This window comes from Escherichia sp. E2661 (genome assembly GCF_004745185.1).
Lineage (GTDB): Bacteria > Pseudomonadota > Gammaproteobacteria > Enterobacterales > Enterobacteriaceae > Escherichia.
The window spans coordinates 108,318-134,342 of record NZ_PDIG01000005.1 but is presented as its reverse complement, the minus strand read 5'-3'; the positions used below and the strand labels follow the sequence as shown (position 1 = coordinate 134,342).

The following is a 26,025-nucleotide window of genomic DNA, read 5'->3' as shown; positions in this document are numbered from 1 at the left end:
CCTTAAATCATTAATACTCAAGAATGCCGTGAGCGACAGGCAAATAGCGCAGGGAGAAATAGAGCACGTCTTTGCCGCAGGAGGAACGTTTCGCTAACAGCGAAGCAATTTCTGCATCCGGTTTTGGTTTTGCTTCAAAGGTTTTACCTTTACCGGCGACAAACAGTTCATAAACAACGCCGCTGGCGGGGGAGAACGTTTGGCAATCGGCACTGGCCTGCAGATAACGCTCACGCTGTTCGGCAGTAAGTTTATCGACGCCGCTACCATCCTGAACCCAGACGTGGATGCCAGTAGATTTCACTTGTTCCAGCAGTTGCCGATAGCCATCGGGCGACATGTTTCCGGCGAAAAAGCTACTGATATAAACCGGTTTTGCCGAAACATCACTGATCAGCCGTTGTGAGTTGTTTAACCACTTCAGCAATGGCTGGCGAGCGGCTTCGCTGCGCCAGTTCAGGTCGTCAATTTCTGCGCTGATATACCAGCCATCCGGCGTAACGCCGGGTGCGGCGCTCCATAATCTGGCCTGCTGGAGATCGGCGACCAGCAGGCGATTAAGATAGCTCTCCAGCGCCGCGGACGACTGCTTCTGATGCAGAAAAAAATTCCGGATCGGCATGCAAACCAACAATCAGCTTCAGGCCAGCTTGTTGCGCAGCTGCGGCACGCTTAAACAATAATGCCCGCTGTTCTGGCTGGGTGAACGCATCGCCGTAACGGGTCCATTGCATAATCAGGGTGTCGAATCCTTGCAAATGCAACTGACTCATCAGCCCACGCCACTGGGCGTCGGTGACCTGACTATCGCGGTTTTGTGGTTGCCAGATAATACCTTTCATCGCAAAGGAAAAAGGACTGACCAACAAAAGTGTCAGCAATACGAAAATTAACTTACGCATTTACCAGTGCACTCCAATGGTGAGAAACGCGTTGTTGCGCTCCCCTGTACGTTGATTAATCGCCTTAAAGGTATGTTGATATTCGACGCCGAGACTGACTTTGTGCGGCCAGGCGTCGTAGTGCGTCTCGCCGGTCCAGATGTTCCAGCGTACGCCAACGCCGCCCACCTGCGCGCCCTGAGTACCTTTATCCCGATAGCCGTTACCCTGTACGTGAGCGTAAGGTTCAATAGTCTGCCCGTTCGCTACCTTCTGATGCCAGCTCACTCGATAATCTGCCGTCCACGCCTGAATATCCTGACGAAAATATTGCGCCGCATCGAGATACAGATTTTGCGCAAACCAGCCAGAACCGTTCGGGTGCCACTCATCGCTGTATTTTCCGCCGTTAAAGAACGAGGCGCTGGCACGCAGCATGGTGTCGGAGGCGCCATTTTGCCCGTTTAGTGGGAACTGCTGTTCAACGGCGAGGAAAAAGATCTGATCGCGCAGCGGCTTCCAGCGCAATCCGGTGCCGGACATCGGATTTTTCACCGGCATCATCACTCCGTTTTCTCCGGTATCGGCAAAGACGCGGCTATAAACCGAGAGCAGGTCGCCTTCCAGCACCATATTGCGCCCGATGCGGTACTCCGCTTCCAGCTGCCCGTAACTGCGATAGCTTTTACCTGGCGCCGAACCGCCGACATTATTGCTTGCCGAGCTTATTGCCCCTGAGCGTAAACCGATAGAGGAATCAAAATTAAAACTCCAGCGGCGACCGGTATCCTCATGCAAGCGACGGAAATTAAAGCGTTGTTGATTTTGTTCCGGCGTTAGCGGTGTAATCAGCGCCTGATTATCAATGTCATCAATCACCAGCCGGGCGTAGTGCTGCGTCGCAGGCATATCATCCAGGCGCTGGTTCACGTAGGCCAGTTGTCGGATCAGTGCCGGATCGTCCGGTAGTCCTTTATGCGCCTGTTCCAGCATTTCCCGCGACTGCGCGATATCACCGCTATCCCACAGGGCGTAGCCGAGTGCCGCCTGGGTGTTGCTGTTATTGGGCTCCAGTTCAAGCGCGGCGCGCAAATCACTCACCGCGGCCGGGACATTATGACGTTGCCGATAAATCGTTGCCCGCGCGACGTAAGCGTTGGCAGAAGGCGCAATATTGATTGAGCGCGTGAGATCGTTCAGTGCGAGTTCTGGCTGAGCTGGGATATAACGTTGCGCATGCAGCCACCAGTATTGAGCATTGTTTCCCAGCCCACGTTGTTCTGCCTGTTGAAGCCAGCGATCGCGAGCCGCGCCATTTCCCGCTGCCTGAGCGGTGTTGGCGGCGGCGAGCAGATCCTCATTGCTCATTTCGTGAAGGCTGATTTTCTCCCAGGCTGCCAGGGCGGTGCGGTAATCTTCCACCTGGTAAGCCTGATAAGCCACAGCGCGATGTTGCCAGGCGTTCGGTTGTCGTTGTTCGGCCTGAAGCCATGCATACAACGCCACACCGGGTAGCGTGTCCCGATAACACTTTGCCAGACGGTTCCAGGCGGCGGCATCGTAGGAAGGCGACATATCGCCCAGCAAGCGAACTATTGCCGGGCAATTATCTGCAATACCCGGCAACTGGCTTTGCCACTGACGTTGCGCCGCCAGCGGCAAGGGTTTTGATAAAATCGCCACCTTCGCCGGAGTTGCCAGGTAAGGATGACTTTCCAGCAGAGACGCCAGTCGCGCCATTAAAGTCTGGCTGACACGCGCATCGCCCTGGAAAGGATAGCGTTGCAGCAATAAATCGGCAGCTTCGCGTGACTGCCCGGCCTGCATCAGTTGCCAGGTGAGTTGATCCAGTCGCGTAAGATTTGCCGGTTCTCGCTGATACAACAATCGTGCCAGACGCAGGGCTTCAGCCTTGTTACGGGTCGCTACGCTAACGGCATAACGCTCTTCAAGCATTTCATCGGCGGGGAGGGTAGCGAGCAGTCTTTGCGCCGCGTCGTACTGACCTTCTTTTAACAGCACCGGTAGCGTTGCGCCAACAACATACTGGCGGTTATCGGCAAACTGTACCTGATGATTCGCCAATGCCTGCACGGGGTTGGCGCTGTATTTCGATAACAGATAGAGCCAACTTTTCTCTTGTGCGTCCGTGGTAAATAGCGGCGTATTTTCAGCGAGATAACGCTGGAGACGTGCTTTTTCGCCACGATAAGCCAGCGCGGTCGCGTAAGTAATGTACGACTGTGGATCGGTGAAGATCCCCACTGATTGCAGAGCAAGGATCCGATCGTCCAGTTCTCCGGCAAGAAGAACGTCAAACCACTGACGGCGCTCTGCCGCGTTTAATGTGTTCTGCTGGCGTGCTTCATTGTATAGCGTATCTGCCTGCGACCATTGTTTCAGGTAGATTGCTCGTTGCAGCAGATCGGTCCGCAACGTTCTCCCTTCCGGCGACGCGGCAAACTTTGCATCGTCCAGTTGCGCTCTGGCAACAGGTAATTGTGCCAGCCGCAGGGCATTCTGCCCGACTTCGCTGCGACAACGCAGGGTCGGCGCAGCCTCGCACGCTTTTTGCTGGGCGAGCAACTCTTCAACAGTCGTAACGCTTTTCACTTCAACTGGAATTGCCGCCAGACTGCGCTCAAGTCGGGCATCTCCAGGGTGACGTTTCAGTTGATCCTCAAGCAATAATCGCGCGCGGTCATCATGACCAAAATGGCGATAAGCTTCCGCCAGATATAACGTCAACGGAATATTATCCGGCACCTGCTGATGAATATATTCAAATTCGCGGATGGCGGTTGCTTCGTCGTTATTTTTCTGTGCCTTCAGCGCCTTATCGAGACGGGGATAAATAACAAAATGGCGATAGTCACTCAGCCCCAGCTCTTCTGCGCTGGTGCCGATAGTGTCTGCGAGTGCGCTGGTACTCAATAAGGACGTCAGCAGCAAACCAGACCATCCGATGACGCGATTAAGGTTATTCTCCTTCATTTTCGGACTCCAGTTGTGCAACCTGTTCGGTGGTTAAACCTGCTTTTAGTAATAGTGATTGCATCGAAACTTGTAATTCGCGCTGAATTGACAGTACGCGATCCAGCGTTTCCTGGCTGATAACACCTTCGGTGACCAAAAATTTGCCGAGCGGCAGAGAGCTGCGTTCATGGCGCAATAACAACACGTTAATTGCTGAACGATTAATATGACCGAGCGTGGTCAGTATTTCGGCGAACAGGAACTGATGCGGCACATATTGCCGCCAGATATCGCTGGCTTGTTGTTCCGTGAGCCACTGATGCTGAACCGCATTGTACAACATTGACCGCGGGTCATGGCCGCGCTGACGTGCATACCAGTGACGTAATCCGGTGACAATTTGTCCACGCAGAACAATGACGTAACGTACTTTCCGTCCGACCTTACGCGCCAGCGCCGCCAGCGAAACAGGGTCGATGCCATCTTCACTGCCGACAATTAATTCATCATTTTCCAGACGCAGCGGCAGCACTGCATAATGCAGAGCCACGGAGGCCGGCATCGCGGCAATCAGCGAAGAAGGGATCTGCCAGGCATCGATCGATTCCCACGCTACGCCATTTTGTTCAGCCAGTGCTTGCGCCAGTTGTTCGGCGCTAATCAGTCCTTGCATTAGCATCGAGCCGCCGAGACGTAAACCTTCGACACGATTACGCAGTGCCGTATCGAGTTGCTCTTCGGTGATGACCTGATTTTCCAGCAGAATTTGACCTAATGGGCGCAACGAACGGGTATCGCCAGTCACGCTGGGGAAATCGTGCGTCGTTTTATCCCACGCCACGCGACGCGGATCGCCGTGCTGAAGAACCTGTTTCAGCGCACGCCAGTTAGCCATAAAGTTAATCAGGTTGCCCCAGAACAGACGCAGGATGGAAAGCAGGCCCTGTGTCAAACCGTAGTAGCCGGTGACAAAAATCACCCGCTGCACAATGCGGTTAACCATCAAGCCAAAGTTTAGCCACAGCAGGGTCATAAACCATGCACTGCCGCTGAAGATAGAAAGGAAATGCCAGGCATCAGGCCACAAGCTTTCATACGCCAGCAACAGCAAAAGCTGGATCATTACCAGCATCGCGAGGAAGCTGACAAAGTTACTGATTGCCCCTTTGCGGTCGCGCCAGAGAAAGTAGTTCAGCGTCAGGCTGGAGGTCCATTTGTGGGTTTTAAAACCCTGGAAACAATGCCGATGATCCAACGAGACTTTTGCCGAACCGCAGTCGAAAAGGTATCGGGGAAATATTCGCGCACGCAGATCATGTTTGATGTCCGCGCGTGCTGTAAAAATTTACGCTGCTCGCGTTCTTTGGCTTCGTCCACCACCGGAAAACGGACAAAAATTTCCGTCATACCTTTCTCTTTCAGGCGGAAACCAATGTCGTAATCTTCAGTAAGACTCTGCACGTCGAAAGCGATACCGTCACCGTCGGCTAACAGCGCGGTCACGGCGCGGCGGCTGAAGCAGGTACCGACGCCTGCGCTAGGCACCTGTCCGGCGAGAGCTTCACGCACCGGAACATCTTTGCCATGCAGTTCTGAAAACTCATCGATATAGGTCATGCTGGTGAAGTGCGTCCATTCGCGTTCGAACGGATACACCGGGATCTGAATCAGATCTTTACGCTCGACCAGATAGTTGAATAGACGCAATTCCATTGGCGAAATCACGTCTTCAGCATCATGCAGAATAAAACCAGCAAAAGCGAAATTGGCGCTACGTTCAAACTGGGTAATGGCATCCAGCACATTGTTCAGACAGTCTGCTTTACTGGTGGGGCCAGGACGCGCGCAGACCACCTTGTGCACATTCGGGAAGCGAGCGCACACTTCGTCAACATCACGCTGGGTGTCAGGGTCGTTGGGGTAAGTGCCAACAAAGATATGATAGTTTTCGTAGTCGAGCGTGGTTGCCGCCAGTTCGGCCATATTGCCGATGACGCCAGTCTCATTCCACGCCGGAACCATAATCGCTAACGGTTTTTCATCTGGTTTATACAGTTCGCGGTAACTCATTCGCGGGTAGCGGCGATAAACACTCAACTTGCGCTTAATGCGGCGTACCCAGTAGACGACATCAATGAAAAAATCGTCCAGCCCGCTGATGAACATAATGACCGCTAACGTTATCGCGATTACTTTTAAGCCATATAGCCAGGTAGCAAAAACATCAAGAAGCCAGTCCACACAAAAACCTTACATTAACGCTGGTTATGTTTAGGGTGGCGTATATTAAGGTTTTTTATGAATCGTGACAGCTTTTTATCATTAATAGGTAGGATTATTGCGGCACGTTATTTTTACACTGGTTATAAAAGCTGCCATTTGCTGAATGATTAAGCGGGTAATGTGATAACAAACCTTGTCCCCCGCGCATCTGACGTTACTGCAACCGTGCCTTTATGCGCGACAACAATCGATTTCACTATCGCCAGCCCAATGCCGCTACCTTCGCCTTTTCGCTGGCGGGAAGGGTCAACGCGGTAGAAACGGTCAAACAATCTCGGTAAGTGTTCGGGCGCAATGGGCGTACCGGGGTTTTCGACGGTAACTTGCACCTGGTGATCGACCGTCTGGCAGCGCACTACAATTGTCTCTCCGGGGGGCGTATAACGCAGGGCGTTAGAAAGCAGGTTGCTTAACGCCCGACGCAGCATCAGCGGATCGCCCGCAACCTGGCACTCGTTGCCAACAAACCGCAGCTCCACGCCGCGATCTTCCGCTAACGCCTCGAAAAAATCGAACACTTTGCCGACTTCATCCGCCAGGTTGAGCATTTTCTTTTCGGGGATTAACTGGTTGTTATCGGCCTGGGCGAGAAACAGCATATCGCTGACCATTTTCGCCATTCGCGTCAGCTCTTCGAGATTAGAGTAGAGCACATCTTCCAGCTCCTTCTGGCTGCGCGACTGGCTGAGGGCGATTTCCGTTTGCGTAATGAGATTCGTAATCGGCGTGCGAATTTCGTGGGCGATATCCGCTGAGAAATTGGACTGACGAGTAAAAACATCTTCAATACGCTCGATCATATGGTTGAACGACAGTACCAACTGTTCCAGCTCAATCGGCACGGTTTGCGGGTCAAGGCGAACGTCGAGATCTTTCGAGGTGATATTCTGGATTTGACGGCTGACGTTGCGGATCGGCGCGTGACCTTTATGTACCGCCAACAGCACGATAAAGACGATCAGGATGCTGATGATCGATGCGGTCATAATAAGTTTATTCATCAAATCATTTATGTAATGAAGATGAAAATCGATCGAAAGCGCAATGTAGAGCGTATAAATCGGTTTGCCGTCCACCAACGGGCCAACCGGCAAGTTAATCATCCGCCAGTTGCTGTGTTCCATATGCCCGTGACCGTGGCCTGGCATCATAATTGTCGGGCCGGAAAGGAGATACACCTCGCCGCCCTGCGCGTCTTTATCGGGTATGGCGTCACGCGTAAACTCGCGGATATCCGGCGCACCGGGGGAGTGATACACCGTTTTACCATGGCTATCTGCCAGGGAAATCAACACATTGGAATAACCACTGACGATATCTTCCAGCGTCATTAAGCGTCGGGCTTGCGTCTCTTCGGGATGATTAAGAACGCGCTTGAGTGTGGCGCTAATCTCTTTTAAATCATTAATATCCTGCTCGGCAAAATGCACTTTTACCGAGTGGATCATGATCCAGGCAAAGGCGAAAAACGCCGCGATGGTGGCCAGGCTGATAAAAAAGGTCAGGCGTGTTGCCAGCGAAAACGGGCGCTGAAATGGCTTACTGACCATCCGGCACCTCTAGCATGTAACCCACGCCGCGCACGGTCTGAATCAGCTTTGGCTCAAAGTCGTTGTCGATTTTGCCGCGTAGCCGCTTCACCGCCACATCAATGGCGTTGGTGTCGCTGTCGAAATTCATGTCCCACACCTGCGAGGCGATAAGCGAGCGGGGCAGCACTTCGCCCTGATGACGAAGGAAAAACTCCAGCAGAGTAAATTCTTTACTGGTCAAAGTGATGCGCGTGCCGCTGCGGGTGACTTTGCGGCTGACGAGATCGACCATCAAATCGGCAACCTGAAACTGACTTTCGATAATCACCGCCGCCCCGCGCCGCAGTAGAGTGCGCACCCGCGCCAGCAGTTCAGCAAAAGCGAACGGCTTCACCAGATAGTCATCCGCCCCCAACTCCAGCCCCTTGACGCGATGTTCAATGGTGCCAAGCGCGGTAAGCAACAGAATCGGCATCCCTTTATTGGCGGAGCGCAACATGCGCACGATATCCCAGCCGTTCACGTCCGGCAGCATAATATCGAGGATTATCAGGTCATAATCACCGGTCATCGCCAGATGGTAGCCATTCAGCCCGTTGTCGGCCAAATCGACCACAAAACCGGCTTCGGTTAACCCTTTGGTCAAGTATTCTCCGGTTTTCTTTTCATCTTCGACAATCAACAGTTTCATATTTCCTCCGCATGTTGCCCGGGCAATTCTAGAGTAGCGGGATCAGATGGCAATCGCTTATTGGCAAAATGACAATTTTGTCATTTTCCTGTCACCGGAAAATCAGAGCCTGGCGAGTAAAGTTGGCGGCATAAAATCACCAGAAATTATGAGCCTATGTCTCCTTGTAAACTTCTGCCATTTTGTGTGGCCCTTGCGCTAACCGGTTGTTCACTGGCACCGGATTATCAGCGCCCGGCAATGCCCGTGCCGCAGCAGTTCTCACTCAACCAGAACGGCCTGGTTAATGCAGCAGATAACTACCAGAACGCGGGCTGGCGCACCTTTTTTGTTGATAATCAGGTGAAGACGCTGATTAGCGAGGCGCTGGTGAATAACCGGGATTTGCGCATGGCGACGCTGAAAGTGCAGGAGGCACGGGCGCAATATCGTCTGACCGATGCCGACCGCTACCCACAGCTCAATGGCGAGGGCAGCGGCAGCTGGAGCGGCAATCTTAAAGGTGATTCTGCCACGACGCGGGAGTTCTCGACTGGCCTTAACGCCAGCTTTGATCTCGATTTTTTCGGGCGCTTAAAGAACATGAGCGAAGCCGAGCGCCAAAATTATTTAGCCACTGAGGAAGCTCAGCGCGCGGTGCATATTCTGCTGGTTTCTAATGTCGCGCAAAGCTATTTCAATCAGCAGCTGGCGTATGCGCAATTGCAAATAGCCGAAGAAACGCTGCGTAATTATCAGCAGTCATATGCGTTTGTCGAAAAACAACTGTTGACCGGTAGCAGCAATGTTCTGGCGCTGGAACAGGCTCGCGGGGTGATAGAAAGTACCCGCAGTGACATCGCTAAACGTCAGGGGGAACTGGCGCAGGCGAATAATGCATTGCAACTGTTATTGGGAAGCTACGGCAAGCTGCCGCAAGCGCAGACAGTAAACAGCGACAGTCTGCAAAGCGTTAAATTACCGGCGGGCTTGTCGTCGCAAATCTTATTGCAGCGTCCGGATATTATGGAAGCTGAACACGCGTTGATGTCGGCTAATGCCAATATTGGTGCTGCGCGTGCGGCATTTTTCCCGTCTATCAGCCTGACCAGCGGAATATCAACCGCCAGTAGCGATCTATCGTCATTATTTAACGCCAGCAGCGGGATGTGGAATTTTATTCCCAAAATTGAGATCCCCATTTTTAATGCCGGACGCAACCAGGCCAATCTGGATATCGCCGAAATTCGCCAGCAGCAGTCGGTAGTGAATTATGAACAGAAAATCCAGAACGCCTTTAAAGAAGTGGCAGATGCGCTGGCATTACGTCAAAGCCTGAACGATCAAATCAGCGCCCAGCAGCGTTATCTGGCGTCGCTGCAAATTACTTTGCAACGGGCGCGGGCATTATATCAGCACGGCGCGGTAAGTTATCTGGAAGTGCTGGATGCCGAGCGTTCTTTATTTGCAACCCGACAAACCTTACTTGACCTGCATTATGCCCGTCAGGTTAACGAAATTTCTTTATATACCGCACTTGGTGGCGGTTGGCAGTAGTAATTTTTAACTCCAGGAGAGAATAAATGAAAAAAGCACTGCAAGTCGCAATGTTCAGTCTGTTTACCGTTATTGGCTTTAATGCCCAGGCTAACGAACATCATCATGAAACCATGAGCGAAGTACAACCGCAGGTTATTAGCGCCACTGGCGTGGTAAAAGGTGTTGATCTGGAAAGCAAAAAAATCACCATCCATCACGATCCGATTGCTGCCGTGAACTGGCCGGAGATGACCATGCGCTTTACTATCACCCCGCAGACGAAAATGAGTGAAATTAAAACCGGTGACAAAGTGGCGTTTAATTTTGTCCAGCAGGGCAACCTTTCTTTATTACAGGATATTAAAGTCAGCCAGTAACCCAGGTTTAATGAGATGAAAAAAATCGCGCTTATTATCGGCAGCATGATCGCGGGCGGTATTATTTCTGCGGCAGGTTTTACCTGGTTTGCAAAGGCGGAACCGCCTGCAGAAAAAACGTCGACCGCAGAACGTAAAATCTTATTCTGGTACGACCCGATGTATCCCAATACGCGGTTCGATAAACCAGGTAAATCGCCGTTTATGGATATGGATCTGGTGCCGAAATATGCCGATGAAGAGAGTTCTGCGTCTGGTGTGCGCATTGACCCGACTCAGACGCAGAATCTGGGGGTGAAAACGGCTACCGTCACGCGCGGGCCGCTGACTTTTGCCCAGAGTTTTCCGGCGAATGTCAGTTACAACGAGTATCAGTATGCCATTGTGCAGGCTCGCGCTGCCGGGTTTATCGATAAGGTTTATCCGCTTACCGTGGGCGATAAAGTGCAAAAGGGCACACCGCTTCTCGACCTGACCATTCCCGACTGGGTGGAAGCGCAGAGTGAGTATTTACTGCTGCGCGAAACCGGCGGTACGGCGACCCAGACTGAAGGCATTCTTGAGCGGCTGAGACTGGCGGGAATGCCGGAGGCGGATATTCGCCGCCTGATTGCCACGCAAAAAATCCAGACTCGCTTTACGCTCAAAGCGCCCATTGATGGCGTAATCACCGCGTTTGATCTGCGCGCGGGAATGAATATCGCCAAAGATAACGTGGTCGCGAAAATTCAGGGTATGGACCCGGTGTGGGTCACTGCTGCGATCCCGGAGTCCATCGCCTGGCTGGTGAAAGATGCCTCGCAGTTTACGCTCACCGTTCCGGCACGACCTGATAAAACACTCACCATCCGCAAATGGACGCTGCTACCCGGCGTGGATGCCGCGACCCGCACGCTGCAGCTGCGTCTGGAAGTCGACAACGCCGATGAGGCGCTAAAACCGGGAATGAACGCCTGGTTGCAACTCAATACTGCCAGCGAACCGATGCTGCTCATTCCGTCACAAGCGCTGATTGATACCGGCAACGAACAGCGGGTGATTACCGTTGATGCTGACGGGCGCTTTGTACCGAAACGCGTTGCTGTTTTCCAGGCATCGCAAGGTGTCACCGCGTTACGCTCTGGTCTGGCGGAAGGTGAAAAGGTGGTTTCCAGCGGCCTGTTCCTGATTGATTCTGAAGCCAATATTTCTGGCGCACTGGAGCGGATGCGCTCTGAAAGTGCTACCCATGCGCATTGAGGGAATAACCAATGATTGAATGGATTATTCGTCGCTCGGTGGCGAACCGTTTTCTGGTACTGATGGGCGCGTTGTTTCTGAGCATCTGGGGCACCTGGACCATCATTAACACGCCAGTGGATGCACTGCCGGATCTCTCTGATGTACAGGTGATTATTAAAACCAGCTATCCCGGTCAGGCACCGCAAATCGTTGAAAATCAGGTGACTTATCCGCTAACCACCACCATGTTGTCGGTGCCTGGCGCGAAGACTGTGCGCGGTTTCTCGCAGTTTGGCGACTCTTATGTGTATGTCATTTTCGAAGATGGCACCGATCCGTACTGGGCGCGCTCGCGGGTGCTGGAGTACCTCAACCAGGTACAGGGTAAGCTGCCTGCGGGAGTCAGCGCCGAGCTGGGGCCAGATGCCACGGGTGTTGGCTGGATCTATGAATATGCACTGGTGGATCGCAGCGGTAAGCACGATCTGGCCGATTTACGCTCATTGCAGGACTGGTTTCTCAAATATGAGCTAAAAACCATCCCTGACGTTGCGGAAGTGGCGTCGGTGGGCGGTGTGGTGAAAGAGTATCAGGTGGTTATCGATCCTCAGCGCCTGGCGCAGTATGGCATCAGTCTCGCCGAAGTAAAAAGCGCGCTGGATGCTTCAAACCAGGAAGCGGGCGGTTCGTCGATCGAACTGGCGGAAGCGGAATATATGGTGCGCGCCAGCGGCTATCTGCAAACGCTCGACGACTTTAATCACATCGTCTTAAAAGCCAGTGAAAATGGCGTGCCTGTTTATCTGCGTGATGTTGCGAAGGTCCAGATTGGCCCGGAAATGCGCCGGGGCATTGCCGAGCTGAATGGCGAAGGCGAAGTGGCGGGCGGAGTGGTGATCCTGCGCTCCGGCAAAAACGCCCGTGAAGTGATCGCTGCCGTGAAGGACAAACTGGAAACGCTGAAAAGTAGTCTGCCGGAAGGCGTGGAGATAGTTACAACATACGATCGCAGCCAGCTCATTGACCGCGCCATCGACAACCTCAGCGGCAAGTTGCTGGAAGAGTTTATTGTGGTGGCGGTAGTCTGCGCGCTGTTTCTCTGGCATGTGCGCTCGGCGCTGGTGGCGATTATTTCGTTGCCGCTGGGGTTGTGTATTGCTTTTATTGTCATGCACTTTCAGGGACTGAACGCCAATATTATGTCTCTGGGCGGCATTGCGATTGCCGTCGGGGGCGATGGTCGATGCCGCCATCGTCATGATCGAGAATGCGCATAAACGGCTGGAAGAGTGGCAGCACCAGCATCCTGACACCAGGCTGGATAATAAAACGCGCTGGCAGGTGATCACCGATGCATCTGTTGAAGTGGGTCCGGCGCTGTTTATCAGTCTGCTGATTATCACGTTGTCGTTTATCCCGATCTTCACCCTGGAAGGGCAGGAAGGGCGTCTGTTTGGCCCGCTGGCGTTCACCAAAACTTATGCGATGGCGGGCGCGGCGCTGCTGGCGATCGTAGTGATCCCTATCCTGATGGGCTACTGGATCCGTGGCAAAATTCCACCGGAAAGCAGTAACCCGCTCAATCGCTTTTTGATTCGTATTTATCATCCGCTGTTGCTGAAAGTACTGCACTGGCCGAAAACCACGCTGCTGGTGGCGGCGCTTTCGGTGCTGACGGTTCTCTGGCCGCTTAATAAAGTTGGCGGGGAATTTTTACCGCAGATCAATGAAGGCGACTTGTTGTATATGCCATCGACGCTGCCGGGGATTTCCGCAGCAGAGGCGGCGAGTATGCTGCAAAAAACCGACAAGCTAATTATGAGCGTACCTGAAGTGGCGCGGGTATTTGGCAAAACCGGGAAAGCGGAAACCGCCACCGATTCTGCTCCGCTGGAGATGGTAGAAACGACCATCCAGCTTAAGCCGCAGGATCAGTGGCGGCCTGGCATGACGATGGACAAAATCATTGAAGAACTGGATAACACCGTGCGTCTGCCGGGGCTGGCGAATCTGTGGGTGCCGCCAATTCGTAACCGTATCGATATGCTCTCAACTGGCATTAAAAGCCCCATCGGCATTAAAGTTTCCGGCACTGTGCTGGCGGATATCGACGCGATGGCAGAGCAAATTGAAGACGTGGCGCGAACGGTGCCAGGCGTGGCTTCTGCCCTTGCCGAGCGTCTGGAAGGTGGGCGCTATATCAACGTTGAGATTAACCGTGAAAAAGCCGCGCGTTACGGTATGACGGTGGCGGATGTGCAGTTGTTTGTGACCTCTGCGGTGGGCGGGGCGATGGTTGGCGAAACGGTGGAAGGGATTGCCCGTTATCCAATTAATCTGCGTTATCCGCAAAGCTGGCGCGATAGTCCGCAGGCGCTGCGCCAGCTACCGATCCTGACGCCGATGAAGCAGCAAATTACCCTGGCAGACGTAGCCGACGTTAAAGTCTCTACCGGACCGTCGATGCTGAAAACCGAGAATGCGCGCCCGACGAGCTGGATTTATATCGATGCCCGCGATCGTGACATGGTGTCGGTGGTTCACGATCTGCAAAAAGCGATTGCTGAGAAAGTGCAGTTGAAACCAGGCACCAGCGTGGCGTTTTCCGGGCAGTTCGAGCTACTGGAGCGCGCCAACCATAAGCTGAAACTCATGGTGCCGATGACGTTGATGATCATCTTCGTGCTGTTATATCTGGCGTTCCGTCGGGTGGGCGAAGCGTTGCTGATTATCAGCAGCGTACCGTTTGCGCTGGTGGGCGGCATCTGGTTGCTGTGGTGGATGGGCTTTCATCTTTCTGTGGCAACGGGCACTGGCTTTATCGCCCTTGCCGGGGTCGCCGCCGAATTTGGCGTGGTGATGCTGATGTATTTACGTCACGCCATAGAGGCCGAGCCGTCGCTGGATGATCCACAAACATTCAGCGAGCAGAAGCTGGATGAGGCGTTGTATCACGGCGCGGTACTGCGCGTGCGCCCGAAAGCGATGACGGTGGCGGTGATTATCGCCGGTCTGCTGCCGATTCTGTGGGGAACGGGAGGCAGGTTCAGAGGTGATGAGTCGCATCGCCGCGCCGATGATTGGCGGCATGATCACCGCGCCTTTGCTGTCGCTGTTTATTATCCCGGCGGCGTATAAGCTGATGTGGCTGCACCGACATCGGGTACGGAAATAAAAGCAGGATACCCCGTTTAACCGTGTGGATTGTGTCTTGCGACGATGGGCACTAAATGTTAAAAGGTGCCCCTCAACAAAAAAGACACACAGGGGAAAGGCGTGAAAAACGCGTCAACCGTATCGGAAGATACTGCGTCGAATCAAGAGCCGACGCTTCATCGCGGATTACATAACCGTCATATTCAACTGATTGCGCTGGGTGGCGCAATTGGTACTGGTCTGTTTCTTGGCATTGGCCCGGCGATTCAGATGGCGGGTCCGGCTGTATTGCTGGGCTACGGCGTCGCCGGGATCATCGCTTTCCTGATTATGCGCCAGCTTGGCGAAATGGTGGTTGAGGAGCCGGTATCCGGTTCATTTGCCCACTTTGCCTATAAATACTGGGGACCGTTCGCGGGCTTCCTCTCTGGCTGGAATTACTGGGTGATGTTCGTGCTGGTGGGAATGGCAGAGCTGACTGCTGCGGGCATCTATATGCAGTACTGGTTCCCGGATGTTCCAACGTGGATTTGGGCTGCCGCCTTCTTTATTATCATCAACGCCGTTAACCTGGTGAACGTGCGCTTATATGGCGAAACCGAGTTCTGGTTTGCGCTGATTAAAGTGCTGGCGATCATCGGCATGATCGGCTTTGGCCTGTGGCTGCTGTTTTCTGGTCACGGCGGCGAGAAAGCCAGTATCGATAACCTCTGGCGCTACGGTGGTTTTTTTGCCACCGGCTGGAATGGGCTGATTTTGTCGCTGGCGGTAATTATGTTCTCCTTCGGCGGTCTGGAGCTGATTGGGATTACTGCCGCTGAAGCGCGCGATCCGGAAAAAAGCATCCCGAAAGCAGTGAATCAGGTGGTGTATCGCATCCTGCTGTTTTATATCGGTTCACTGGTGGTTTTACTGGCACTCTATCCGTGGGTGGAAGTGAAATCCAACAGTAGCCCGTTTGTGATGATTTTCCATAATCTCGACAGCAACGTGGTAGCTTCTGCGCTGAACTTCGTCATTCTGGTGGCATCATTATCGGTGTACAACAGCGGGGTTTATTCTAACAGCCGGATGCTGTTTGGTCTTTCTGTGCAGGGGAATGCGCCGAAGTTTCTTACCCGTGTTAGCCATCGCGGCGTGCCGATCAACTCGCTGATGCTTTCCGGAGCGATCACTTCGCTGGTGGTGTTAATCAACTATCTGCTGCCGCAAAAAGCGTTTGGTCTGCTGATGGCGCTGGTGGTAGCAACGCTGCTGTTGAACTGGATTATGATCTGTCTGGCGCATCTGCGTTTTCGTGCAGCGATGCGACGTCAGGGGCGTGAAACACAGTTTAAGGCGCTGCTTTATCCGTTCGGCAACTATCTCTGCATTGCCTTCCTCGGCATGATTTTGCTGCTGATGTGCACGATGGATGATATGCGCTTGTCGGCAATTCTGCTGCCGGTATGGATTGTATTCCTGTTTGTGGCGTTTAAAACGCTGCGTCGGAAAGCGAAATAATAGTGCAGGTTGGATAAGGCATTCACGCTGCATCCGACAACACGATGACAACCGCTCTCATCCATTCGATGAGAGCGGTTTTTTAATTACTGCTTAAATGCTTCTGCCAGGGAGCGAATATCATTGCTGGTTGGCGACTGATGAAGTCGCAGACCAAACTCTTCGACGATCGCAAATATGTGATCGAATATATCAGCCTGAATGCTTTCATATTCCAGCCACACCACGGTGTTGGTAAACGCATAGATCTCGAGCGGTAAACCGTTATCACCAGGAGCTAACTGGCGCACCATTAAGGTCATATCTTTGCGAATCCGCGGATGATTGCGCAGATATTCGTTCAGATAGGCACGAAAGGTTCCAACATTGGTCATTCGGCGCAGGTTTAATACTGACTCCGTAGACCCTTGCAGGCGGTTCCACTCATTAATTTCCTGATGGCGACTGGTTAAATAAGGCTTTAACAGATGCGCTTTATTCAGCCGCTGCATTTCAGTTTCATCAAGAAAACGAATACTGGTGACATCAATACTGATACTGCGCTTAATACGCCGCCCGCCAGAGGCTGACATCCCGCTCCAGTTTTTAAAGGAGTCAGATACCAGCGACCAGGTGGGAATAGTGGTAATAGTATTGTCCCAGTTGCGCACTTTGACGGTGGTTAAGCCGATATCGATCACCGCGCCATCCGCGCCGTATTTTGGCATTTCCAGCCAGTCGCCCAGTTTCAGCATATCGTTTGCGGAAAGCTGAATACCTGCAACCAGACCAAGAATCGGATCTTTAAACACCAACATCAGCACGGCGGCCATCGCGCCAAGACCACTGATCAGAATTGCTGGCGACTGACCAATCAGCAGTGAGATCATCAAAATGCCGACCAGAATCGCGCCGATCAGTTTAATCCCCTGAAATATCCCTTTTAACGGCAACTGCTTTGCCGCGGGGAATTTCTGTGCCAGATTCAAAATAACATCCAGCAGAGAGAAGACAGAAAGCAGCGCATACATCATGATCCACAACTGCGCGCAGGTGGTCAGAATATCAGCCGCTTCGGTGCCTTTTTGCAGCCAGAATACCGCCTGAATATTGACGATAATCCCCTGGAGGGTAAAAGCTAAACGGTGGAAGAGTTTATTCTGGGTAATGATTTGCAGCCACAGCCGTGAACTGGCAATGGCGCGTTTTTTCGAAGGTACGCAGTACCACCCAGTGCAAAATAATATGCACTACAACGGCGGTCAGAATAATAATACCGAAAATCATCACCATCGAGGTGGTGTGATCAAACTCAATACCCGCTAAATCTTCAACCTGGGATATTAAATCCTGCATAACGTCTCCTATATACAACAGCGGCCTATGATGACGGCTGAAACAGGGTTATGCAAATCAGGAGAATCTGATGGGAGAATTTCCTGCGAGGGCTGATGGCAAATATAAAATTGCCTGATGCGCTACGCTTATCATGCCTACCTTGAATGAATTGGCACGAACTTGTAGGCAGGATAAGGCACTTTGTCAGCAATCTGAGCCGGGATAGGGTCCCGGCTGTCAGGAGAATTACACTTCGGTTAAGGTGATACTTTGTGGCAGACGAGATTTCGGCAGCGTCGCGTTAAAATCTTCAACGCTGTGATGACCTACAGGAACAACCACCAGACTGGTATAGCCTTTCTCTTTCAGACCAAATTCTTCATCGAGGATCGCGGCGTCAAAACCTTCGATGGGTACCGCGTCCAGACCCAGCGCTGCAACGCCGAGCAGGAAGTTACCGACGTTGAGATAAACCTGTTTTGCCATCCACTCTGCATCATCATGCAGATCTTTACGGTGCATATCGGCGAAGAACTTGCGACCTTTATCGTTCGCGGCTTTCGCTTCCGGCGTGGCAAAGCGGCCATCGGCATCTTCCTGGTCAACAACCAGCTTCAGCCAGGCATCGTCCATCGCAGTTTTTGCACAGAACACCACGACGTGCGAGGCATCAAGCATTTTACGCTCGTTGAACACGTAATTACCGGCAGCGGATTTGGCAACACGCGCTTTACCTTCTTCCGTGCTGGCAACAATAAAATGCCACGGCTGGGAGTTGGTGCTGGATGGGCTGTATTGCAGCAGGGTTTTAATCTGCTCGGCCTGTTCCGGGGTAAGTTTTTTGCTGGCATCAAATGCCTTAGTGGAATGACGCTTTAAGGCGACAGAAATGATATCCATAAAGACTCCATGTGAATGTAATTTTGCGTGCCAGCAGATTACAAGGTTCAACGAGAAATGGTAAGCGGGAAAAATGCGCTATAGATTTCCACTTTAGCCCGGACGCACTCTTTTTTGATCGCGCTTTGCTAAACCATCAACCACTAAGTTCCAGGAGTCGTTGATCAGATCGCTAAGTAACGCTTCGGAGATTTCCTCGCCGGGATAAACCGAAATCCAGTGCTTTTTATTCATGTGATACCCTGGCTTAATGCTTGGGTATATCTGCTGATTTAACAGGGATTTTTGTGGATCGGACTTCAAATTGACAAAGGGAACGCCGCGCAGTTCTGACGACAACATAAAAATCTTTCCGCCAATTTTAAACACATCAAACTCCGGGCCAAACGGCCAGCAAAGCTCGACAAAAGGCAGCTCAAGCGCCAGGCGTTTCGCCGTTTCGTGCAGTGATTGCTTATCCATAAACGTTCCTTTAGGCGAAGGAGAATAAGCAAAGTATGCCGCGAAGCACGACGATAATCGACGTTTAATCCGCCAGCGAGAACCAGCGTCGCCAGATAAAGCGCAGAACAAAATACTCAATAGCGCCCAGCACTAAAAACCACAGGCAAAACAATAAAGTGTAAAGCTGACTAAGATCCATCAGATGGAACGTGGTCACCAGATTTTGTGCCAGCGTCAGCCCCAGTGCGGGGGCGGGCAGCAGCAGGCAAGAGAGGAAAGCCATCAGCAAAATGCCTGCTGCGGTGGTCAAGGTTTCTAAAGGGTGTTTCATAATATTGTTAAATGTAAGTTAAAACACCATTGTCAGGGATATTCTTCTGTAAGGCAATTCCCGACTTAGTCACCGGCCCAGATCTCACAATGTTTTTTCACCAGCCCAATCAGCGAGCCGCCATCGGCGACGAAATCGCGCATCAGCTGCGCTTCATTCAGACCGCTGACGACCTGGCGATGCAATGCTTCAATTGCGCTCGATGCGCCAATTTTATGTGCGGAAGGGGCGATTTTTTCCAGTAAACGCAAGGTGTCTTTCGCTAGTGGCCTACGATCGCCAGTGTGCGGATCGGTGATGACGCCTTCCAGACCATAACGGCAGGCCTGGAAACGGTTGAATTTATACAGCAGGTAATCTTTCTCCTGATGTTTGAACGGGCGTTCCGTCAGTAACCAGTGGGCGGTAGCCTGAATTAATCCCGCCATATTTACCGCGTGGCTAAGGGTTAACGGGGTATCCATCACCCGAACCTCCACCGTGCCAAAATGAGGACTGGGGCGAATATCCCAGTGCAGATCTTTAATGCTGTCGATCATCGTGGTGTAACTCAGGCAGCGAAACAGGGCTTCAAATTGTTGCCAGTTACTGACCCACGGCATCGGGCCATTATCGGGAAAGGCGGAAAAAATATTCGGTCGTGAGGAGGCAAAACGCGTATCCGTTCCCTGCATATACGGCGACGCGGCGGAAAGGGCGATGAAGTGCGGCACAAACCGTGACAGGCCGTGCAGCAAATAAATGGCGTCATCGCCACTGGCGCAACCAACATGGACATGCTGACCAAAAACGGTCGCCTGCTGAATGAGATAGCCAAAGTTTTCCAGCGTTCGTTGATAGCGTTCGTTATCGCATACCTCCTGACGCTGCCATTTCCCAAACGGGTGCGTGCCACCGCCGCAAATTTCCAGATGATGGTCTGCGGCTGCCTGCAATACGACTTTCTGCATCGCTGAAAATTGCCCGGCAGCCTGGTTGATATCACGGCAAACATCCGTCGCCAGCTCCAGCATACTTTCGGTGATATCGTGCTTTACCTCTCCGGCCGTGATCTCATTTTTAACCGCGTCAATCAGTGTTGAAGAGTCCTGGCTTAAGTCATAGCCCGGCGGATTAACCACCTGCATTTCCAGTTCAATACCGAGGGTAAAAGGTTCAGAAACATGAAAATCGGGTAATGGCATAGGTTTCTCTTATGTTGGCGTTTTTCTATTCAGTATAGAAGTCGGAGCGGCTGGGCGAGATGCGGAAGTTCTTGGAATGTTTCTTTCTTTGGTGATGGTGAACTGATTGTGACTGAAGCAATTTGGCTACTTTTGCAATGTGACCAGTTGCGTCATAGCTGGCTGGCGGCGAAGAATTTTGACGATTGAGGCATGCAGAAAAAACGGGTTCAGCTTCGGTTGATCAAATGGGGAGTGAGAAGTCCGAAACAGGATTTACTGTATAAATAAACAGCTATTTTGCTAAGGAAGGGTAAGATAACGGCGGGTGCCTGAAGCTTTCCGGTTTCAGGTTTACTTTGAGGTCTGGAAAGATGAAGCCCCAGGACGATATTTCTATCAACCCTGGGGCTGCCACTCCAAACCCGAACAATTTGGATGGTAGTCCCTTCTTCGCATGGAGGCAATATAAACATGCTGACGAAATATGCCCTTGTGGCAGTCATAGTGCTGTGTTTAACAGTGCTGGGATTTACGCTTCTGGTCGGAGACTCGCTGTGTGAGTTCACCGTAAAGGAACGTAATATTGAGTTTAAGGCTGTTCTCGCTTACGAACCGAAGAAGTAGCCGTTGTGCGGGGAGCAATCCCCGCATATCCGGTTGTCAGGTCAGGATGGTAAGGCACCTGCTTTACACTTTCGCCCGCGGTCAGTGATGGCTGCGGGCGATTTCGTTTTAAGGGCAATGATCAGTTTTGCCGACAGAAGTCCGAAACAGGATTAACTGTATAAATAAACAGCTATTTTGCTAAGGAAGGGTAAGATAACGGCGGGTGCCTGAAGCTTTCCGGTTTCAGGTTTACTCTGAGGTCTGGAAAGATGAAGCCCCAGGAGATATTTCTATCAACCCTGGGGCTGCCACTCCGAACCTCAACAACTCGGATGGTAGTCCCTTCTTCGCATGGAGGCAATATAAACATGCTGACGAAATATGCCCTTGTGGTAGTCATAGTGCTGTGTTTAACGGTGCTGGGATTTACGCTTCTGGTCGGAGACTCACTGTGTGAGTTCACCGTAAAGGAACGTAATATTGAGTTTAAGGCTGTTCTCGCTTACGAACCGAAGAAGTAGCCGTTGTGCGGGGAGTAATCCCCGCATATCCGGTTGTCAGGTCAGGATGGTAAGGCACCTGCATTACACTTTCGCCCGCGGTCAGTGATGGCTGCGGGCGAACCGTACCAGATGTTGTCAATTAATCGTGTTGGCACAGCGTTATGACTATCTTTTGTTTAAGCTGCCAGTGCACAGCAAACTGCTCATCCTCTAGTCGAATGATGATCCGCTGTTTATTCCAGCTAATTATCTGATAATTCAGAAAACCTTGTTCTGTCTGTAACTTGCTTGCCTTAAATGCACTTTCTTTTGCTGAAAATGCCAGTGTAAGCGCCATAGGGAAAGGTAAATCGCAGCCTGTAATAATCTCGTGTTCAGTGTGGGTAATAATGTTGTCTGTCAATTCTGCCGCTGTTTGCGCAGAAAAAATTTCTTCGATATCAATGCCAATCGGTTGACGAGATACCACGGCTAATGCCGTAGTCCCGCAGTGGCTAATACTGCCGTATACCTCCGCAGGCCACACAGGTTGACGTAGCTCGCCGATTGCGGGTACACATTTATAGCCATATTCCCGCAACTCATAAACAGCAGCGATCCGCCCGGCCAAATGTTCGGCTTTGCGTTTCCGTCCAGCGTTTTGCAGTTGCGCGTAGTGCGGCAGCCAGAGTAAATCCTGCTCGCGAAAACTCGCCGGATCAAACTCAACAAAATGCAGCGTATGTCCGGCAAAGGGGAGGGCGGTATGCGTAGTTTTCATGTCGACCATATTTGAGACTGATGACAAACGCAAAACTGCCTGATGCGCTACGCTTATCAGGCCTACGTGATCCTGCAATATATTGAATTGGCAAGATTTTTGTAGGCCGGATAAGGCGTTCACGCCGCATCCGGCATGAACGACGCGCACTTTGTCAACAATCTGACGTTAGCATCAGAAGTGGGTGTTTACGCTCATGTACCACGTACGTCCCGGCTCGTTATAGGTATACGCCCCAGCACCGGCGATATAGTTGGCTCCTGCCAGATCGCCTGTGGTCTGGGCATTGCCCGCACGCCACAAACGCTTGTCGAACAGGTTGTCCACGCCGCCGGTCAGACTGACATTCTTCGTCACATCCCAGGTAGCGCTCAGGCCAACAATGCTGTACGGACTGATTTCTTTGGTTTCCGGGCCAACCGCTGGCTGACCTTTATAGTTGTACTTCTTCGGCTGCTGCTTGCCGTACCAGGTGAAGGTCGTTTGCATCGACAAATCTTCTCGTGCCTGCCAGCTCAGCGTTGAGTTCAACGTATATTCCGGGATGATCGACAAACGGTCGCCCGTGGTTTTGTTTTCACTCTTCAGCATATAAGTGATGTTATTGGTCCACATCACCGTTTCGCTAACCGGTACGTTTAACGATCCTTCCAGACCTTCAACCACTGCTTTCGGCACGTTATCCCACTGATAGAGATCGGTGCCGGCTGCGTTTTGCCCTACAGCCACATAGCCCGCTTCAATCTTATTGCGATAATCGTTACGGAACCAGGTGACGCCCGCCAGCCAGCCGTCGCGTTTGAACTCCAGACCAATCTCTTTGTTGATACTGGTTTCCGCTTTCAGGTCATCGTTACCTTGCAGATAGCAGCCGCCCGCGCTGGCGTAACAGCCCTGACCTTTACTGTAGAGAATGTAGTTCGGGTTAGTCTGGTACAGGCTCGGCGCTTTATAGGCGCGGGCAATGCCCATTTTCAGCGTGAAGTCATCGCCTAAACCTTGCGATATGTTCAGCGCCGGGCTCCAGTTATCGCCAACAATGCTGTGATGATCGAAACGCAACCCCGGCGTTACGATGGTGCTGTCAGTCAGCTCCATGTTGTTTTCGGCAAACAGCGAGAAAATTTCTGCTTTTGAATATGGGCTACGGTCGGTGGCGTTCACGCCATCAATAGCACCACCAGTATTCGTTCCGGTCAGCGCCTGGGTGTTGGAACTTAAGTCCTTCATCCGCTGCTGATTCCACTCCGTACCCAGCGTCAGAGTCTGGTTAACAAGGAAATCAATCGGCAGGTTAATTTCGCTGTGCAGCATCACGTCATCAAGATCGATATCGACGAAATCTTGCGTCGCTTTTTCGTTAAATTTCCCTTCAGTGCCGCCCGCCAGACCTTCCGGAATACGTGAGTTACGCGTGTGTTCGTACTGTACCCAGTTGCTGGTGGTCACGCCGTTATCCCAGCCGCCGTTCCAGGTCAGCGAGTAGTTCTGGCGATACAAGCGGTTAGTTTCATCACCATATTTTGAGCGGGTATAGGAATCGGAGTTGGTGTTCTGTGTGTCGCCCGCATACAGGTTGCCCTGGCGGCTGTAGCCTGCTTCCAGTTCAAGTGATTGCAGAGGCGCGAAGTCCCAGCGAACTACGCCATTAATATCCTTGTTGATCACCCCTTCGCGCCCGGCGGGCAGCGTATCCGCATATGTACCGGCACGCGCGGACTGATGCCCCCGGTTAATATCCCACGCGTCAGCCTGAGTTTTGTCGAGGTTGCCATATAAACGGAAGCTGAATTCATCACCCAGCGGGCCGGTCAGGCTGAAGTTGGTACGTTTGGTGGCACCTTCCTCTTTATGTTCTGGGGCGTTGAAATAAGCATCCCAGGAGCCATGCCACTCACCGCTGCCTTTTTTGGTAATGATGTTAACCACGCCGCCCGCCGCGCCGTTGCCATAACGCGCAGCTGCCGGACCACGCAGAACTTCAATACGTTCAATCATTTCTGGCGGCACCCAGGAAGTATCACCACGGGTATCGCGCTCGCCACGCCAGCCCTGACGTACAGAGTTACGGCTGCTGACCGGTTTGCCGTCAATCAAAATCAGCGTGTTTTCCGGACCCATACCACGAATATCAATCTGGCGGTTATTACCACGTTGACCACTGGTGGAGTTACCGGTCAGGTTAACGCCTGGCATGGTACGGATGATTTCCGACACATCGGCGGGCAACGGGGTTTTTGCGGATTTCATCTGCGGTGATGGTCGAAACGCCAGGCGCCTGCAAGTTCTGCTCTGCGGCGGTAACGACAATGGTATCGTCATGTGAAACAGGAGTATCAGTTGGCTCTTGTGCCTGTGCTACCCCATAAATCCCCAGATTGACCAACAAGGCCAGGGAATGAATCTTCTTGTTCATTGTTTTATTCCTGCATTTTTGCCACGAATTGCAACTGTCGGGCATGGTCGTCATCAACACGACGCATCCCGCTACCGCGAAAACCTTTGATCCTGAAAGACACGCAGTGCAGTTGGTTAATAAATGTCCGCGCTTCCCACGGCGCGCCATTACGCTATTGCAAATGCAAATAGTTATCAATAATATTATCAATATATTTCTGCAATCAATGAAAAAATTCACAATAAACATAAGGTTATGATGTGGCGGCGTTAAAGGTGGGAAGTGATAGCTGGTGGCAGTTGAAACATGGCCCTGAATGGCAGCGTCTTAATGACGAAATGTTTGAGGTCACTTTCTGGTGGCGTGATCCACAAGGTTCTGAAGACTACTCGACGATAAAGCGCGTATGGGTCTACATTACTGGCGTCACCGATCACCATCAAAATAGCCGCCCCCAGTCGATGCAGCGAATTGCAGGTACCAACGTCTGGCAGTGGACGACACAACTCAATGCCAACTGGCGCGGCAGCTACTGTTTTATTCCCACCGAACGCGATGACATTTTTTCTGCACCATCCCCCGATCGCCTCGAATTACGTGAAGGCTGGCGAAAACTATTACCCCAGGCGATAGCGATCCGCTGAATCCACAAAGCTGGAAAGGCGGGCGAGGGCACGCTGTTTCTGCACTCGAAATGCCGCAAGCGCCCGTGCAACCTGGTTGGGATTGTCCGCAAGCGCCAGAAACGCCTGCCAAAGATATTATCTGGAAAAGTGAACGGTTGAAAAATTCACGGCGTGTATGGATTTTTACCACCGGCGATGTACCAGCAGAAGAACGCCCGCTGGCAGTTTTGCTCGATGGCGAATTTTGGGCGCAGAGTATGCCCGTCTGGCCTGTGCTGACTTCGCTGACCCATCGTCAGCAACTTCCTCCCGCCGTGTATGTGTTGATCGACGCTATCGACACCACGCACCGCGCCCACGAACTGCCGTGTAATGCCGATTTCTGGCTGGCAGTACAGCAAGAGTTATTACCCCTGGTGAAAGCTATTGCCCCTTTTAGCGATCGCGCCGATCGCACCGTGGTCGCCGGGCAGAGTTTTGGTGGGCTTTCCGCGCTGTATGCCGGACTGCACTGGCCTGAACGCTTTGGCTGTGTATTAAGCCAGTCAGGATCGTACTGGTGGCCGCATCGGGGCGGGCAGCAAGAAGGTGTTTTACTTGAGCAACTTAAAGCTGGTGAAGTTAGCGCCGAAGGTCTGCGCATTGTGCTGGAAGCGGGTATTCGCGAGCCGATGATCATGCGGGCCAATCAGGCGCTGTATGCGCAATTACACCCCATAAAAGAATCCATTTTCTGGCGTCAGGTTGACGGCGGACATGATGCGCTTTGTTGGCGCGGTGGCTTGATGCAGGGGCTAATCGACCTCTGGCAACCACTTTTCCATGACAGGAGTTGA

Annotated in this window: 15 protein-coding genes and 7 pseudogenes; 8 read left to right on the top strand and 14 right to left on the bottom strand. The window is 52.1% G+C overall.

What is annotated here, in order from left to right; translation table 11 throughout:
* Positions 1 to 10 precede the first annotated feature (10 nt).
* From CRI63_RS03765 to cusR, 5 genes and pseudogenes are all read right to left on the bottom strand, one after another.
* Positions 11 to 902, bottom strand: a pseudogene (locus CRI63_RS03765) (DUF4434 family protein).
* A complete protein-coding gene (gene nfrA / locus CRI63_RS03760; protein ID WP_135518526.1) occupies positions 903 to 3,875 on the bottom strand; it encodes a bacteriophage adsorption protein NfrA in 2,973 nt (990 codons plus the stop codon). It lies immediately after the preceding pseudogene.
* Positions 3,862 to 6,098 (bottom strand): annotated as a pseudogene (gene nrfB, locus CRI63_RS03755) (cyclic di-3',5'-guanylate-activated glycosyltransferase NrfB). Before nrfB ends, nfrA begins: the two are co-directional and overlap by 14 nt.
* 149 nt (positions 6,099 to 6,247) lie before the next feature.
* Positions 6,248 to 7,690, bottom strand: coding sequence for a Cu(+)/Ag(+) sensor histidine kinase CusS (cusS, locus tag CRI63_RS03750; protein ID WP_135518524.1), 1,443 nt, complete (start codon positions 7,688 to 7,690; stop codon positions 6,248 to 6,250).
* On the bottom strand, positions 7,680 to 8,363 hold the full coding sequence (cusR, locus tag CRI63_RS03745; protein WP_000770953.1) for a copper response regulator transcription factor CusR: 684 nt from the start codon (positions 8,361 to 8,363) through the stop codon (positions 7,680 to 7,682). The genes cusS and cusR overlap by 11 nt, the downstream gene beginning before the upstream one ends.
* Positions 8,364 to 8,519: 156 nt before the next feature.
* Between cusR and cusC the strand changes: the two genes are divergently transcribed.
* The 5 genes and pseudogenes from cusC to pheP all read left to right on the top strand — a co-directional run bounded on the left by cusC (position 8,520) and on the right by pheP (position 16,138).
* Positions 8,520 to 9,899 (top strand): Cu(+)/Ag(+) efflux RND transporter outer membrane channel CusC, encoded by a 1,380-nt coding sequence (gene cusC / locus CRI63_RS03740; RefSeq protein ID WP_135518522.1) that lies wholly within the window; start codon positions 8,520 to 8,522, stop codon positions 9,897 to 9,899.
* Positions 9,900 to 9,925: 26 nt separating this feature from the next.
* On the top strand, positions 9,926 to 10,258 hold the full coding sequence (gene cusF, locus CRI63_RS03735; protein ID WP_000709880.1) for a Cu(+)/Ag(+) efflux RND transporter periplasmic metallochaperone CusF: 333 nt from the start codon (positions 9,926 to 9,928) through the stop codon (positions 10,256 to 10,258).
* 15 nt (positions 10,259 to 10,273) lie between these two features.
* Positions 10,274 to 11,497, top strand: a complete 1,224-nt coding sequence (cusB, locus tag CRI63_RS03730; protein WP_000717118.1) for a Cu(+)/Ag(+) efflux RND transporter periplasmic adaptor subunit CusB — start codon at positions 10,274 to 10,276, stop codon at positions 11,495 to 11,497.
* An 11-nt stretch (positions 11,498 to 11,508) separates the two neighbouring features.
* Positions 11,509 to 14,654, top strand: a pseudogene (cusA, locus tag CRI63_RS03725) (Cu(+)/Ag(+) efflux RND transporter permease subunit CusA).
* A gap of 101 nt (positions 14,655 to 14,755) precedes the next feature.
* Entirely contained in the window at positions 14,756 to 16,138 is a 1,383-nt protein-coding gene (pheP, locus tag CRI63_RS03720; protein WP_064529014.1) for a phenylalanine transporter, read from the top strand.
* A gap of 86 nt (positions 16,139 to 16,224) precedes the next feature.
* Here the strand turns inward: pheP and ybdG are convergent.
* The 6 genes and pseudogenes from ybdG to CRI63_RS24800 form a co-directional block, all read right to left on the bottom strand.
* Positions 16,225 to 17,473 (bottom strand): annotated as a pseudogene (ybdG, locus tag CRI63_RS03715) (mechanosensitive ion channel YbdG).
* A 228-nt stretch (positions 17,474 to 17,701) separates the two neighbouring features.
* Positions 17,702 to 18,355 (bottom strand): oxygen-insensitive NAD(P)H nitroreductase, encoded by a 654-nt coding sequence (gene nfsB, locus CRI63_RS03710; RefSeq protein WP_130206403.1) that lies wholly within the window; start codon positions 18,353 to 18,355, stop codon positions 17,702 to 17,704.
* 93 nt (positions 18,356 to 18,448) lie between these two features.
* Positions 18,449 to 18,817, bottom strand: coding sequence for an MmcQ/YjbR family DNA-binding protein (locus tag CRI63_RS03705; RefSeq protein ID WP_135409646.1), 369 nt, complete (start codon positions 18,815 to 18,817; stop codon positions 18,449 to 18,451).
* A gap of 64 nt (positions 18,818 to 18,881) precedes the next feature.
* Positions 18,882 to 19,130: a DUF1158 domain-containing protein gene (locus CRI63_RS03700; protein ID WP_135518520.1), complete on the bottom strand. Its 249-nt coding sequence runs from the start codon at positions 19,128 to 19,130 to the stop codon at positions 18,882 to 18,884.
* 65 nt (positions 19,131 to 19,195) lie between these two features.
* Positions 19,196 to 20,314: a YbdK family carboxylate-amine ligase gene (locus tag CRI63_RS03695; RefSeq protein ID WP_135518518.1), complete on the bottom strand. Its 1,119-nt coding sequence runs from the start codon at positions 20,312 to 20,314 to the stop codon at positions 19,196 to 19,198.
* A gap of 209 nt (positions 20,315 to 20,523) precedes the next feature.
* Positions 20,524 to 20,799 carry a hypothetical protein gene (locus tag CRI63_RS24800; protein ID WP_135518516.1) on the bottom strand — a complete coding sequence of 92 codons (276 nt, stop codon included), beginning with the start codon at positions 20,797 to 20,799 and terminating at the stop codon, positions 20,524 to 20,526.
* Here CRI63_RS24800 and hokE (CRI63_RS03685) point away from each other — a divergent pair.
* Positions 20,768 to 20,920, top strand: coding sequence for a type I toxin-antitoxin system toxin HokE (hokE, locus tag CRI63_RS03685; RefSeq protein ID WP_000956465.1), 153 nt, complete (start codon positions 20,768 to 20,770; stop codon positions 20,918 to 20,920). The two genes, CRI63_RS24800 and hokE (CRI63_RS03685), sit on opposite strands and share 32 nt — an antisense overlap.
* 152 nt (positions 20,921 to 21,072) lie before the next feature.
* Here hokE (CRI63_RS03685) and CRI63_RS24795 read toward each other — a convergent pair.
* Positions 21,073 to 21,302: pseudogene (locus CRI63_RS24795) on the bottom strand (hypothetical protein).
* Between CRI63_RS24795 and hokE (CRI63_RS23890) the strand changes: the two are divergent.
* The gene (gene hokE, locus CRI63_RS23890; RefSeq protein ID WP_240782712.1) at positions 21,271 to 21,423 is read left to right on the top strand and encodes a type I toxin-antitoxin system toxin HokE; all 153 of its coding nucleotides are present in this window, start codon (positions 21,271 to 21,273) and stop codon (positions 21,421 to 21,423) included. The pseudogene CRI63_RS24795 and the gene hokE (CRI63_RS23890) sit on opposite strands and share 32 nt — an antisense overlap.
* A 121-nt stretch (positions 21,424 to 21,544) precedes the next feature.
* On the opposite strand, the gene entD is transcribed toward hokE (CRI63_RS23890), so the two are convergent.
* A complete protein-coding gene (entD, locus tag CRI63_RS03675; protein ID WP_135518513.1) occupies positions 21,545 to 22,165 on the bottom strand; it encodes an enterobactin synthase subunit EntD in 621 nt (206 codons plus the stop codon).
* A 174-nt stretch (positions 22,166 to 22,339) separates the two neighbouring features.
* A pseudogene (fepA, locus tag CRI63_RS03670) lies at positions 22,340 to 24,581 on the bottom strand (siderophore enterobactin receptor FepA).
* Positions 24,582 to 24,823: 242 nt separating this feature from the next.
* Between fepA and fes the strand changes: the two are divergent.
* Positions 24,824 to 26,025, top strand: a pseudogene (fes, locus tag CRI63_RS03665) (enterochelin esterase).